13 protein-coding genes are annotated in these 12,535 nt (G+C 65.9%); 9 read left to right on the top strand and 4 right to left on the bottom strand.

Features of this window, described 5'->3' with window-relative positions; all coding sequences use genetic code 11:
* Positions 1–101 precede the first annotated feature (101 nt).
* The 5 genes from rplU (at position 102) to NMG10_RS10520 (ending at position 3,798) form a co-directional block, all read left to right on the top strand.
* The gene (rplU, locus tag NMG10_RS10500; protein WP_003247466.1) at positions 102–416 is read left to right on the top strand and encodes a 50S ribosomal protein L21; all 315 of its coding nucleotides are present in this window, start codon (positions 102–104) and stop codon (positions 414–416) included.
* A 37-nt stretch (positions 417–453) separates the two neighbouring features.
* Positions 454–711, top strand: coding sequence for a 50S ribosomal protein L27 (gene rpmA / locus NMG10_RS10505; protein WP_003247464.1), 258 nt, complete (start codon positions 454–456; stop codon positions 709–711).
* A 187-nt stretch (positions 712–898) separates the two neighbouring features.
* The gene (gene cgtA / locus NMG10_RS10510) at positions 899–2,122 is read left to right on the top strand and encodes an Obg family GTPase CgtA (RefSeq protein WP_110735931.1); all 1,224 of its coding nucleotides are present in this window, start codon (positions 899–901) and stop codon (positions 2,120–2,122) included.
* A gap of 87 nt (positions 2,123–2,209) precedes the next feature.
* On the top strand, positions 2,210–3,328 hold the full coding sequence (gene proB, locus NMG10_RS10515; RefSeq protein ID WP_203650531.1) for a glutamate 5-kinase: 1,119 nt from the start codon (positions 2,210–2,212) through the stop codon (positions 3,326–3,328).
* 23 nt (positions 3,329–3,351) lie between these two features.
* Entirely contained in the window at positions 3,352–3,798 is a 447-nt protein-coding gene (locus NMG10_RS10520; protein WP_186713018.1) for a CreA family protein, read from the top strand.
* A 127-nt stretch (positions 3,799–3,925) separates the two neighbouring features.
* On the opposite strand, the gene mksF is transcribed toward NMG10_RS10520, so the two are convergent.
* From mksF to mksB, 3 genes are read right to left on the bottom strand one after another with little or no spacing between them, the layout of a single operon-like run.
* Positions 3,926–6,757 (bottom strand): Mks condensin complex protein MksF, encoded by a 2,832-nt coding sequence (gene mksF, locus NMG10_RS10525; RefSeq protein ID WP_203650533.1) that lies wholly within the window; start codon positions 6,755–6,757, stop codon positions 3,926–3,928.
* Positions 6,754–7,461: an Mks condensin complex protein MksE gene (gene mksE / locus NMG10_RS10530; protein WP_011532174.1), complete on the bottom strand. Its 708-nt coding sequence runs from the start codon at positions 7,459–7,461 to the stop codon at positions 6,754–6,756. Before mksE ends, mksF begins: the two co-directional genes overlap by 4 nt.
* Positions 7,451–8,740 (bottom strand): Mks condensin complex protein MksB, encoded by a 1,290-nt coding sequence (gene mksB / locus NMG10_RS10535; protein WP_110735926.1) that lies wholly within the window; start codon positions 8,738–8,740, stop codon positions 7,451–7,453. The genes mksE and mksB overlap by 11 nt, the downstream gene beginning before the upstream one ends.
* Positions 8,741–9,003: 263 nt before the next feature.
* Between mksB and NMG10_RS10540 the strand changes: the two genes are divergently transcribed.
* Both NMG10_RS10540 and rimI read left to right on the top strand, forming a co-directional pair.
* Complete coding sequence (locus tag NMG10_RS10540) at positions 9,004–9,795, top strand: energy transducer TonB (RefSeq protein WP_234562972.1); 792 nt, start codon at positions 9,004–9,006, stop codon at positions 9,793–9,795.
* Entirely contained in the window at positions 9,792–10,247 is a 456-nt protein-coding gene (rimI, locus tag NMG10_RS10545; protein WP_050706883.1) for a ribosomal protein S18-alanine N-acetyltransferase, read from the top strand. Before NMG10_RS10540 ends, rimI begins: the two co-directional genes overlap by 4 nt.
* A 66-nt stretch (positions 10,248–10,313) precedes the next feature.
* Here the strand turns inward: rimI and NMG10_RS10550 are convergent, their stop codons facing one another.
* Positions 10,314–11,492, bottom strand: coding sequence for an acetyl-CoA C-acetyltransferase (locus tag NMG10_RS10550; RefSeq protein WP_254464311.1), 1,179 nt, complete (start codon positions 11,490–11,492; stop codon positions 10,314–10,316).
* 177 nt (positions 11,493–11,669) lie between these two features.
* Here NMG10_RS10550 and NMG10_RS10555 point away from each other — a divergent pair, with 177 nt between their 5' ends.
* Both NMG10_RS10555 and NMG10_RS10560 read left to right on the top strand, forming a co-directional pair.
* Positions 11,670–11,939, top strand: a complete 270-nt coding sequence (locus tag NMG10_RS10555; RefSeq protein WP_234562974.1) for a PepSY domain-containing protein — start codon at positions 11,670–11,672, stop codon at positions 11,937–11,939.
* Complete coding sequence (locus NMG10_RS10560) at positions 11,936–12,469, top strand: cytochrome b/b6 domain-containing protein (protein ID WP_254464312.1); 534 nt, start codon at positions 11,936–11,938, stop codon at positions 12,467–12,469. Before NMG10_RS10555 ends, NMG10_RS10560 begins: the two co-directional genes overlap by 4 nt.
* Positions 12,470–12,535: the final 66 nt, after the last annotated feature.

The raw sequence follows: 12,535 nt of genomic DNA on the forward strand, positions 1-12,535 counted from the left end.
GCCTTACGCAATTGCACCGGGCCGTTCCAGCCTTGTGCAGCCATGCCAGCCAATACTCATCATATAAAGCGCTGGGTGAGCAGGATTATCGGAGAAATACCATGTCTTACGCAGTAATCGTTACCGGCGGCAAGCAGTACAAAGTCGCTGAAGGTGAATTCCTCAAGATCGAAAAACTGGAAGTCGCCACTGGCGAATCCGTGACCTTCGATCGCGTCCTGCTGGTCGCCAACGGTGAAGAAGTCACCATCGGCGCTCCAGTTGTTGCTGGTGCTAAAGTAGTGGCCGAAGTCGTTTCGCAAGGCCGCCACGACAAGGTTCGCATCATCAAGTTCCGTCGTCGTAAGCACCACATGAAGCGCATGGGCCACCGCCAGTGGTTCACCGAAATCAAAATCACCGGTATCCAGGCTTAATCGCCCCGATCCCCTGAATTTATTGGAGAATTGAACCATGGCTCACAAGAAGGCTGGTGGTAGTACTCGTAACGGTCGCGACTCAGAATCTAAACGCCTTGGCGTGAAGATGTATGGCGGCCAGGTGATCAAGCCGGGCAACATCATCGTCCGTCAGCGCGGCACCGAATTCCACGCTGGCTACGGCGTTGGCATGGGCAAGGATCACACCCTGTTCGCCAAGATCGAAGGCGTGATCAAGTTCGAGAAGAAAGGCGAGTTCATGCGCCGTTACGTGAGCATCGTCGCCGCTTAATCGCGACGTCGCTCCAGAAGCCCCGTCATGCGACGGGGCTTTTTCGTTTGTGGTGAGCCTCTTGCAAAGCTGTTTGTCTGGGCTGCCGGCGTTGGTTTCTGATGGTACGGGGCCGCCGCGCTCATTTTTGCAAGAGCCTCATGGTTTTCTGGTTTTCGACTCGTCGTCCGACGAGAGGCGGTTTTGAATGAAGTTTGTAGACGAAGTATCGATCCGGGTTAAGGCCGGTGACGGCGGCAACGGTTGCATGAGCTTCCGCCGCGAGAAATTCATCGAGAACGGTGGCCCCAACGGCGGTGACGGTGGCGACGGCGGTTCGGTGTACATGGTGGCCGACGAGAACCTCAACACCCTCGTCGACTACCGCTACACCCGTCACCACGAAGCCCAGCGCGGCTCCAACGGCGGCAGCACCGACTGCACCGGCAAGAAGGGCGATGACCTGTTCCTGCGCGTGCCGGTGGGCACCACCGTGATCGACGCAGCCACCCAGGAAGTCATCGGTGACCTGATCACCCCGGGCCAGAAGCTGATGGTCGCCCAGGGCGGCTGGCACGGCCTGGGCAACACCCGCTTCAAGTCCAGCACCAACCGGGCGCCGCGCCAGACCACCCCGGGCAAGCCCGGCGATCAGCGCGACCTGAAGATGGAAATGAAGGTCCTGGCCGACGTCGGCCTGCTGGGCCTGCCGAACGCCGGCAAGAGCACCTTCATCCGCTCGGTCTCGGCCGCCAAGCCGAAAGTCGCCGACTACCCGTTCACCACCCTGGTGCCGAACCTGGGCGTGGTCAGTGTCGACCGCTGGAAGAGCTTCGTCATCGCCGACATCCCCGGCTTGATCGAAGGCGCCTCCGAAGGTGCCGGCCTGGGCATCCGCTTCCTCAAGCACCTGGCCCGTACCCGCGTGCTGCTGCACCTGGTCGACCTGGCGCCGCTGGACGGCAGCAGCCCGGCCGATGCCGCCGAGATCATCATCAACGAGCTGGCGCAGTTCAGCCCGGCGCTGGTCGACCGTGAGCGCTGGCTGGTGCTGAACAAGGCCGACATGATCATGGACGACGAGAAGGATGAGCGCGTCAAGGAAGTGGTCGAGCGCCTGAACTGGGACGGTCCGGTCTATGTCATCTCGGCCATCGCCAAGCAGGGCACCGAGAAGCTCAGCCACGACCTGATGCGCTACCTCGAAGACCGCGCCGACCGCCTGGCCAACGACCCGGCCTACGCCGAGGAACTGGCCGAGCTCGACCAGCGCATCGAGGACGAGGCCCGTGCCCAGCTGCAGGCCCTGGACGATGCCCGCACCCTGCGTCGTACTGGCGTCAAGAGCGTGCACGACATCGGTGACGATGATGACTGGGATGACTTCGAGGACGACGAAGACGGCCCGGAAATCATTTACGTGCGCGACTGATCGGTTGCAGTACACTAAACGCCGCTCTCTGGAGCGGCGTTTTTGTATCCACGGTATCTACAGATTCGACATAGGTTGGAAGAGAAGATGCGAAGCAAGGTGACTGGCGCCCAGCGCTGGGTCGTGAAGATCGGCAGCGCGCTGCTGACCGCCGATGGCAAGGGCCTCGACCGCGGCGCCATGGCGGTGTGGGTCGAGCAGATGGTGGCCCTGCGTGAAGCGGGCGTGGAACTGGTGCTGGTCTCCTCCGGGGCCGTGGCCGCCGGCATGAGCCAGCTGGGCTGGACCTCGCGACCGAGCGCGATGAACGAGCTGCAGGCCGCCGCCTCGATCGGCCAGATGCGCCTGGTGCAGGCCTGGGAGTCGAGCTTTGGCGAGCATGGCAAGCACACCGCGCAAATCTTGCTGACCCACGACGACCTCTCCGACCGCAAGCGTTACCTCAATGCCCGCAGCACCCTGCGCACGCTGGTCGACCTGGGCGTGGTGCCGGTGATCAACGAGAACGACACCGTGGTCACCGACGAGATCCGCTTCGGCGACAACGACACCCTGGCCGCCCTGGTGGCCAACCTGGTGGAAGCCGACCTGCTGGTGATCCTCACTGACCGCGACGGCATGTTCGACGCCGACCCGCGCAACAACCCCGAAGCCCAGCTGATCTACGAAGCCCGTGCCGACGACCCGTCGCTGGACGCCGTGGCCGGCGGTACCGGTGGCGCCCTGGGCCGCGGCGGCATGCAGACCAAGCTGCGCGCCGCGCGCCTGGCCGCCCGTTCCGGTGCCCACACCATCATCATTGGTGGCCGTATCGAGCGCGTGCTGGATCGCCTGAAGGCCGGCGAGCGCCTGGGCACCCTGCTGTCGCCCGAGCGCGGCATGCTCGCCGCGCGCAAGCAGTGGCTGGCCGGCCACCTGCAGACCCGTGGCACCCTGGTGCTCGACGACGGCGCGGTGAAGGCCCTGCGCGAATCGAACAAGAGCCTGCTGCCGGTGGGCGTGAAGACCGTGCAGGGTAGCTTCCGCCGTGGCGAGATGGTGGTCTGCGTCGGCCCCGATGGCCTGGAAGTGGCCCGTGGCCTGGCCAACTACAGCGCCCTGGAGGCGCAGAAGATCATCGGCCAGCCGTCCGACGCCATCGAGAGCCTGCTGGGCTACAGCGCCGAGCCTGAGCTGGTGCATCGCGATAACCTGGTCCTGGTCTGAAGGAGATCACCGTGCTGAAAAGGATGTTTGCCGTGGCGGCGCTGCTGCTGCCGATGCTGGCCGGGGCCGAGGAAATCGGCCAGGTGTCCACCGTGTTCAAGTTTGTCGGGCCCAATGACCGCATCGTGGTCGAGGCGTTTGACGACCCGAAGGTCGACGGCGTGACCTGCTACCTGTCGCGGGCCAAGACCGGTGGCTTGAAAGGTGGGTTGGGGCTGGCCGAGGACCGTGCCGAGGCGTCGATCGCCTGCCGTCAGGTGGGGCCGATCCACTTCAAGGGTGAGTTGAAAGATGGCGAGGAGGTGTTCAAGGAGCGCACCTCGCTGGTGTTCAAGACCATGCAGGTGGTGCGGTTCCTCGACAAGAAGCGCAATACGCTGGTGTACCTGGTGTACAGCGACCGGGTGATCGAAGGCAGCCCGCAGAATGCGGTGACGGCGATTCCGATTGTGCCTTGGGCACAGCAGTAACTTCCCGATTTTTGGGAGGCCTTTGGCCTCCTTTCGCGGCACAAGGCCGCTCCTACAGGGGGACGCATATCCCTGTAGGAGCGGCCTTGTGCCGCGAAAGGGCCGCGAAGCGGCCCCATGCACCTAATCAGGCCAGTTCCTCGGCCTCATCCTCGCGCACGATCGCCTTCACTTCGTCGCGACGGCTGATGTACTTCCAGTCCGCCTCGTCGATGTAGATGCCATTCGGCCCGCTGCCGCCTTCCAGGTCGATCGCCACCCGCGCCGACACCTGCGGCTTCACGCTCGCCAGGATCGGCACGAAGCCCAGCTGCTGGCTGGTCTCCAGCAACGCCGCCTGGTTGCGTTCGTCGATGTCCGCCGCCTCGTCGAGGTAGTACGGCAGGCGAATGCGCCCGGCCAGGTCGCGGTCCATCAGGTGCAGCAACAGGTACATGTTGGTCAGCGCCTTGATGGTCATGGTGGTGCCGTTGGACGCAGCGCCGTCGATGTCGGCGTGAATCACCGGCTGGCTGTTGATCTTGGTGATCTCAAAGGCCAGTTCGAACAGGTCCTTCAGGCCCAGCTGGTTGTGGTTGGCCGCCACCAGCCGCGCCAGGTATTCCTTGGCCTCTTCGTTCTTGTGATCCTGCTCGGCGCTCTGGGTCAGGTCGAACACCGACAGCGTTTCGCCTTCCTCGTACTGGCCGGCGCTGTGGATGATCTGGTCGATGTGCCGGAGCGCTTCCTTGTTCGGTGCCAGCACCACGCGGAAGCTCTCCAGGTTCGACACCTGGCGCTTGTTGATCTCGCGGTTGAACAGCGCCAGCTGGTGCTCGAGGCTGTCGTAGTCGCTGCGGATGTTGCGCAGGGTCCGGGCGATGTCGGTGACCGCGGCGCGGCGGGCCTTGGCCAGGGTCAGCGCTTCCTCGGTGCGGTGCGAGTAGGCGTTGATCAACAGCTGCAGGCGGCGCTCCATGTCGTCTTCGCTGTCGAACTTGGCCACGCCCTTCAGGCGCACCTGGGCGTACAGCGCCTCGATCTGGTTGTCGACGCGCTGCAGCGCCTGCCAGCTGTCCTGGTAGTCGTTGAGCAGCGGCAGCAGGTTGTCCATGGAGTCGTCGATCGCCTCCATGAACGGCGTGCCGAACGGCAGGTCGGCCGGCAGCAGCTGGCGACGGCGCAGGGCGTCTTCCAGGGTGCGCTGCTTGGCTTCGAGGTCGGCGATCTGCCGGCCCACCAGCTGCAGCTTGGCCGACAGCTGCTGGACGCGTTCGGTGAAGGCGTCGCTGGAGCGCTTGAGCTCGTCCTGGGCGGCTTCCAGCTGGCCCAGCTGCTCCATCTTCTCCGGCTCTTCGGCGGCCAGGGTCTCGGTGCGGCGGAAGTCTTCCAGGGCCTTCTGCGCATCCAGCACCTGCTGGTACAGGGCCTCGGTCTGCGCCTTGCTGGCGGCGCGGTCGAGGGCCACGGCCTGCTGGGTCTTGAGCTGCTTGAGTTCTTTTTCCAGGCGCTCTTTCTGGTCGCGCAGGGCGGCGCGGTCGGCCAGGGCCTGCAGCGCGGGTGGGTCGATGTGCGAGATGTCGATGGACAGGCCCGGCACTTCGAAGCGTTCGCCCTTGAAGCGGTCGAGCACGCCTTCGAGGGTCTTCACCCAGACGTCGCTGTCGTCCAGCTCGATGCCACGGTCACCCAGCGGCAGGCTGAACAGCGCACCGTTGAACAGGCGCATCAGGCGGTCGACGTCCTGCTGCGAGAACTCCTCGCGCAGGCGGGCGTAGCTGTTGTTGTCGGCGTGGTCGAGCTGCTGCTTGACTGCCTTGACGCGTTTTTCCAGGTCGCGCACGCGCTCGTCGAGGTCCTCGGCGGAGAACTGTCGCGACTGGGCCAGGGCGCCGGCCAGTTCGTCGTGGGCGTCCTTGGCCGCCAGCAGCTGCTGCTCCAGGACCTTGACGTCGGTGACCAGGGCGAAGCGGTGCTTGAGCACCGACAGCTCACCCAGCCAACGCTGGATGCCGGTAATCTCGCGCTCCAGGCGCATCAGCTCCTGGGTACCGCCGCGCTGGTCGTTCTGCAGGCGGTCCTGCTCGCCACGGTAGTGCTCGGACTGGATCACCAGCTCTTCCTTGCGCGCCATGGCGTATTCCTGCCAGGTGCCCAGCAGGTTGTCGAGCAAGGGCGAGATGCGGTGCAGCTTGCCGCGCAGGATGTCGCGTTGGGCCACGCCACCGGCCAGGGCCTCGACCAGTGGGCCTGCGGCCACCAGGGCGTTGTAGTCGCCCTCCATGCGGCGCACGTCGCGGAAGGCCTCTTCGCAGGCGGCGATGTAGTCGACGCTACCGGAGCGCAGGCTGTGCTCGAAGGCGTCGAGGAACAGCTGCTTGAGCTTGGCGGCGGTGATCTCGCGCATGTGCAGCAGGTTGATGAACAGTGCGCGGAAGGTCTTCAGGCTCTGCTCGCTGGTCGAGCGCAGCGGGATCAGGGTCAGGTCCAGCGGCACCGAGGTGTGGCCGCCGACCAGCAGTCGGCGCAGTTCGTCCGGCTTGAGCTCGTAGGCTTTCAGGCCATGGCGCTCGAGGTTGGTGAACAGCTCCTTCTGGCGCAGGCAGGTGTCGTCTTTCTGGTAGTGGGCCAGGTCCAGCTCGCCCTGGTAGGCGAAGAACTGGTGGCCGAAGCCGCCGCCCGGGCCGCGGCCGACCACGCCGATCACGTGCGGGCCGTGGGGCAGGTTCAGTTCGGTGAGGATGTAGCTGGTGTCGGTGGCGAAGTAGAAGCGCCGCGACTGTTCCAGGCTGTACTTGCCGAAACTCATGTCGGACATGCGCGCCAGGATCGGGAACTGCAGGGCGTTGATCGACGCCGATTTACCCAGGTTGTTGGCGCCGTAGACCGACAGCGGGTGTTCCAGGGGGAACAGGCCGAGGCTGTAGCCGGCGGTGTTGAGCAGTGCGAAGCGGCGGATGCCGTAGCGTTCCTGGCTCATGCGTCAATCTCCTGTTGCTCTTCGCGGATCGCCCGGGCCAGGGCGTCCTCTTCGCTTTCCTCGCCGTCGAACGGGGTGAGGTCGAGCGGGTCGTCGGTGCGGTTGAGTTCCTCGGGGGTTTCTTCCACCACCAGCACGGGCACCGGCAGCGGCAGGTCGCTGTGCAGGGTGGCGGCCAGGTCGCGGTCCTGCTGGACCGACAGGCACACGTCGAGGAAACGGTGCATCGGCGGCATGAAGCGGTAGATGCCGCCCTCTTCGAAGGCGAAGCCCAGCTGGGTCATGCGGCGCATGATCTTTTCTTCGAGCTCGTCGACGGTCTGCACTTCGGCCTGCAGGAACAGGTCGCGGTACTTGTCCAGCAGCGATGGCAACTCGTCGCGGCCGATGCTGCCACCGTCGAGCACGGCCATCGGGTCGCGGCCCTGGTCGGCCAGGTGCTCGACCAGGATGAAGGTGAACAGCGACAGGCGCTGGGCGGTCTTGTTGACCTGCGCGGCGGCCTGCTCGGGGACGAAGTAGTAGAAGCCGCGGGTGTCGCAGACCAGCTCGAAGCCCAGGGCCTTGAACAGGGTGCGGTACTGGTCCTGGAAGTTCGACAGCTGGGCGTACAGCTCCGGGTCGCGGCGGCTGATGTGGAAGCCCTTGAACAGCTCGCGGAAGATCGGCGCGAGCTGGGACAGTTCGGAAAGATCAAGATGCATGGACGGGGCTCGCGGTGGATTCGGTCGTGGTCGCCGGCTTGTTGTCGCGGCTGGAGGTCAGGGCGAAGGAGCGCAGGCTGACCAGGTGTTCGCGGGTGAGGTATTGCTGGCGATCGAGGCGCTCGCGGCTGAAGCGCTTTTCCCGCGACAGGCGCGAGAACCAGTACAGCAGCTCGTCGGTGGCGCCCTCGGGCTCCTGTTCCAGCAGCCAGACCATCAGGTCCGGCAGCGGCAGGGCGTCCTCGCAGCGCTCGAGCATTTCCTTGACCGTGCGCGGGGCGCGGGGCAGCGGGCCCTTCTGGGTCTTGTGCGCCTTCGGGAAGCGCGCAGGCTTGGGCTCGAAGCGGGCCAGGGCGTAGACGTAGGCTTCAACTTGGCTGGCGCTGCCGAGGAAGGTGCTCTGCGGGCGGGTGAACAGCGGCATGGCGGCCTGCGGCACGGCGTCGATGCCCTTCTTGCGGATCACCGACAAGGCCAGCGCGGCGCCACGGGTCACGGCGTTGTGCCGGCGCGCTTCTTCGCGCAGCGGCAGCAGCAGTTCGCGGGCGTGGCGCAGGGTCAGCTGGGCGCTGGTCTGCATTTCGAGGATGCGCGCATGGGTGCGCAGCAGCATGTCGTCGTCGACCAGGTGGCCCAGGCGCGCCTGCTCGCCCAAAAGGCGCAGCAGCACGGTCTCGACCTTGCGCACGCCCTGCTCGAAGGCGCCGTCGGCGTTGACCAGCTGGATCATCGGTTCGACGTACTCGTCCCAGGTCGCCAGCACTTCGGCGTAGCGCTGGCGCAGGGGGATCTGGCGGTTGCTGGTCTTGGCCCGCTCGGCCACGGCCACCAGCGCCTGTTCGTCGTTGTCGAGCTTCTTCAACACGTCGCGCACGCGCATGTCGAGCAGGCGCAGCTGGCGCGCCAGGTCGTCGCTGTCGCGGTTGTCGAAGGCGTCCTGGATATGCCCGGCGAGGCGTTCCAGGTGGCGCAGGTAAGCCTCGATCTCCAGGCACAGGCCCAGCCGGTGTTCGCGGCGCAGGTAGGCGAGGAAATCGTGGATCTGCGCGTTGAGCTCGAAACGGTTCGGGCTCTTGGCCACCGGGACCAGGATGTCCAGGCGGATCCACACGTCGAGCAGCTGGGTGATGTCCTGCGGGGTGCTTTCCACCTGCTGGCGGGCCAGCTGCTGGCGCAGCTCGACCAGGCTCAGGGTGCCCTGGTCGAAGCGCTCGCACAGCGGCTCGATCAGGGCCCAGTGTTCGGCTAGGGCGCGCAGGACGCGCTTGGGTTCGATCATTGGCGGGTCGACTCGTTGCCAAATAAAAGGGGCGATTGTACTGCATCCGGGGGGGAGGATTTCACCCCTTGGTCTGTTATGGGGACAACCCTGAGGCTCAAGGGGGGATTTACCGGCCCCATCGCGGGGCAAGCCCGCTCCCACACCTGCATTAAGGCGTGGGAGCGGGCTTGCCCCGCGATGGCCGATAATCTGTTGCGGCGCATCCTGGGCAACGGCGTTAGAATGCCCGACTGTTTCGTCTATCCCCGGATACCCGCGCCTTGCTGATCGAGTCCCGCCGCCGCGCCTACCTGTCCGCCATGCAAGTGGTGCACTGGCTGCCGCGCGCTGAACTGCCGTTCGCCGCCCCGTCGCGGCCGGAGCTGCTGTTGCCGGTGGCGCCGGTCGAGGACCTCGACTTCGAGGTGCGTCCGGCCGCCCCCGCGCCTGCGCCGAGCGCCACCCCGGTGGCCCCCCAGGCGCGCGCCGAGCGGCCGAAAATCGAAATCCCGCGCCCGGGCAGCGCGCCGAAACCGGCCGCCAAGCCGGTCGAGGCCGAGCAGGAGGCCCCCGCGCCACGCCCGGCGCCGGTGCCGCCACCGCGCTTCGCCCTGCAGTTGCTGCGCGCTGGCAGTTGCCTGCTGCTGGTCGAACTGGCCACCGGCCAGCCGTTCCAGAGCCGCGACCCGTCGTACCTGCTGCTCAAGGACATGCTGCGTGCCGCCGGCCTGCCGGATGCCCCGCAGATCATCGGCGAGCCGGTGCGCTGGCCGTTGCTGATGCGCGGCAACATGGACCAGGGCCCGGACGCCGCCCGCGACTTCGTCCAGGGTTTCATCGCCGCGCGCCTGGAAGAGGCGCCGTGCACCTGCCTGTGGCTGCTCGGCCTGCCGGCCATCCGCTTCGCCGGCCAGGCCGATGCCGAAGCCTACTACCAAGAACTCGAGGTCGACCTGCTCGGCAACGCCTGGGCCTTGCCCGGCCTTGAACTGTTGATGGACGAGCCGCAACGCAAGGCGGACGTCTGGAAAGCCATGCGCCGGCTGATGGCGCGCTGGAAGAGCGTTGAATGAGTGACTCGATCAGTTTCCGCCCGGCAACCGAGGCGGATCTGGATGCCCTGCTTAAGATCGAATATGCCGCCTTCAGCCACCCCTGGACCCGCGGCATCTTCCTGGATGCGCTGAAGTCCTATGAAGTGTGGCTGATGTTCGTTGGCCAGCAGCAGGTCGGCCATGGCGTGATCAACGTGATCATCGACGAGGCGCACCTGCTCAATATCACCGTCAAGCCGGAAAACCAGGGCTGCGGGTTGGGCCTGCGCCTGCTCGAGCACCTGATGGCGCGGGCCTACCAGCTCAATGGCCGCGAGTGTTTCCTCGAAGTGCGCGCCAGCAACCAGTCGGCCTATCGCCTGTATGAGCGCTATGGGTTCAACGAGATCGGCCGGCGTCGAGACTACTATCCGGTGGCGGGCGGGCGCGAAGACGCGCTGGTGATGGCCTGTACGCTGCTGGAGGACTGAGGCGCGCCGCCGCGGGCACCGGTTCAAGCCAGTGCCAGGCGACGGCTGAGGTTCAGGCGGCGAGAATTAACGCTCGATTGCCAGGGCTACGCCCTGACCGCCGCCGATGCAGAGGGTCGCCAAGCCCTTCTTCGCATCGCGCTTGATCATTTCGTGCAGCAGGGTCACCAGCACCCGGCAGCCCGAGGCGCCGATCGGGTGGCCCAGGGCGATGGCGCCGCCGTTGACATTGACCTTCGCCGCATCCCATTCCAGCTGTTTGCCCACCGCCAGCGCCTGGGCGGCAAAGGCTTCGTTGGCCTCGATCAAATCCAGATCGGCCAATTGCCAGCCGGCCTTGTCCAGGCAGCGCTGGGTCGCCGACACAGGGCCGATGCCCATGATCGCCGGGTCCACGCCGGCGCTGGCGTAGGCGGCGATCTTCGCCAACACCGGCAAGCCCAGGGCCTTGGCCTTGGTGGCACTCATCAGCAGCACCGCGGCGGCGCCGTCGTTGAGGCTGGAGGCGTTGCCGGCGGTGACGCTGCCGTCTTTCTTGAACGCGGCGCGCAGCTTGCCGAGGGATTCGGCGGTGGTGCCGGGGCGGGGTTGCTCATCGGTGTCGAACACCAGCGGCTCGCCTTTTTTCTGCGGGATGTGGATCGGGGTGATCTCGTCCTTGAAACGCCCGGTCTCGATGGCGGCCACGGCCTTGCGCTGCGACTCGGCGGCGAAGGCGTCCTGTTGTTCACGGGTGAGGGCGTACTTGTCCACCAGGTTCTCGGCGGTGATGCCCATGTGGTAGTCGTTGAAGGCGTCCCACAGGCCGTCGGTGATCATGCTGTCGATCAACTGGCCGTGGCCCATGCGCTGGCCGGTGCGCGCCGAAGGCATCACGTAGGGCGCCAGGCTCATGCTCTCCTGGCCGCCGGCGATCACCACCTCGGCGTCGCCACAGCGGATGGCCTGGGTGGCCAGGTGCAGGGCCTTGAGGCCCGAGCCGCAGACCTTGTTCAGGGTCAGCGCCGGGACCTCGAAGGGCAGGCCGGCCTTCACGGCGGCCTGGCGGGCGGGGTTCTGGCCGGCGCCGGCGGTGAGCACCTGGCCGAGAATCACTTCGTCGACCTGGGCCGGGTCCAGCTGGGTCTGGGCCAGCAGCTGGCGGATCACGGCGGCGCCCAGCTCCACGGCGGAGACGTTGGCCAGGCCCCCCTGGAAACTGCCGATGGCAGTGCGGGTGGCGGCGACGATGACGACTTCGTTCATTGTTGTTCTCCGGGATGCGGGCGTGATCCTCACAGCATCCCCGCCCGGGGCTTATTTGAGAAGTTTGTTTTTCTTTGCCATTGATCTGAAATTCAAATGAATGATTGGCTTGCGGCGGTGCCTTCAATCGGGCGGGCTAAGCTTGGCTGGTTCCCACCAACCAGAAGGGGTCCATTCATGCGCCGTTCAGTGCTCGCCATCACCCTGCTGCTCGCCAGTGCCGGTGCGTTCGCCAAGACAGAGTGCACCACCGCCGATCGCGGCACCTGGCAGGATGCCGACAAGTTCCAGGACCAGCTCAAGGAGCAGGGCTACAAGATCAACAAATTCCAGGTCACCAAGGGCAACTGCTACGAGATCTACGGGTTCGACAAGGACGGCCGCAAGGTCGAGATCTACCACGACCCGGTGACGGGCAAGGCGGTCAAGACCGAGTACCATAAGTGACCGCCAGCGTGCGGCTGTGGGACCCGTTGCTCAGGGTGTGTCACTGGTCGCTCGCGCTGGTGTTCTTCGGCGACTATTTCTTCAACGAGGCCGGTGACGACTGGCACCAGTGGCTGGGTTACTACGCCTGCGTGTGCCTGGTGATACGGCTGACGTGGGGCTTCGTCGGGCCGCGCAGTGCGCGCTGGGCGGACTTCTGGCCGACGCCTGCGCGGCTGCTGGGCCATGCCCGGGCGCTGTGGCGCGGTGAGCGTTATCACCGCCTGGGGCACACGCCGATCGGCGCGCTGGTGATGGTGCTGATGATGACCGGCATCGCCAGCCTGGGCCTGACCGGCTGGATGATGCTGGAGGTGGATGCGTTGTGGGGCGCCGAGTGGCTGGAAACCGTGCACAGCTGGCTGGCCGATGGCCTGCTGGCGCTGGTCTGCGTGCACCTGCTGGCGGCGCTGGTGGAGAGCGTGCGACTGCGCGAGAACCTGCCGTGGTCGATGGTGACGGGGCGGCGCAGGTCTACCGAGGACCCGTGAAAGTGGGGCCGCTTTGCGGCCCTTTCCGGCCGGTCCGACGCCTCGGCAAGGCCGCTCCTACAGGAG

It is taken from the genome of Pseudomonas sp. DVZ6, assembly GCF_024259445.1.
In the GTDB taxonomy this organism is placed as follows: domain Bacteria; phylum Pseudomonadota; class Gammaproteobacteria; order Pseudomonadales; family Pseudomonadaceae; genus Aquipseudomonas; species Aquipseudomonas peradeniyensis.

Coding starts and splice junctions, on each gene's coding strand:
- rplU (WP_003247466.1), top strand. CDS start 102: ATGTCTTACGCAGTAATCGTTACCGGCGGCAAGCAGTACAAAGTCGCT.
- rpmA (WP_003247464.1), top strand. CDS start 454: ATGGCTCACAAGAAGGCTGGTGGTAGTACTCGTAACGGTCGCGACTCA.
- cgtA (WP_110735931.1), top strand. CDS start 899: ATGAAGTTTGTAGACGAAGTATCGATCCGGGTTAAGGCCGGTGACGGC.
- proB (WP_203650531.1), top strand. CDS start 2,210: ATGCGAAGCAAGGTGACTGGCGCCCAGCGCTGGGTCGTGAAGATCGGC.
- NMG10_RS10520 (WP_186713018.1), top strand. CDS start 3,352: ATGTTTGCCGTGGCGGCGCTGCTGCTGCCGATGCTGGCCGGGGCCGAG.
- mksF (WP_203650533.1), bottom strand. CDS start 6,757: ATGAGCCAGGAACGCTACGGCATCCGCCGCTTCGCACTGCTCAACACC.
- mksE (WP_011532174.1), bottom strand. CDS start 7,461: ATGCATCTTGATCTTTCCGAACTGTCCCAGCTCGCGCCGATCTTCCGC.
- mksB (WP_110735926.1), bottom strand. CDS start 8,740: ATGATCGAACCCAAGCGCGTCCTGCGCGCCCTAGCCGAACACTGGGCC.
- rimI (WP_050706883.1), top strand. CDS start 9,792: ATGAGTGACTCGATCAGTTTCCGCCCGGCAACCGAGGCGGATCTGGAT.
- NMG10_RS10550 (WP_254464311.1), bottom strand. CDS start 11,492: ATGAACGAAGTCGTCATCGTCGCCGCCACCCGCACTGCCATCGGCAGT.
- NMG10_RS10555 (WP_234562974.1), top strand. CDS start 11,670: ATGCGCCGTTCAGTGCTCGCCATCACCCTGCTGCTCGCCAGTGCCGGT.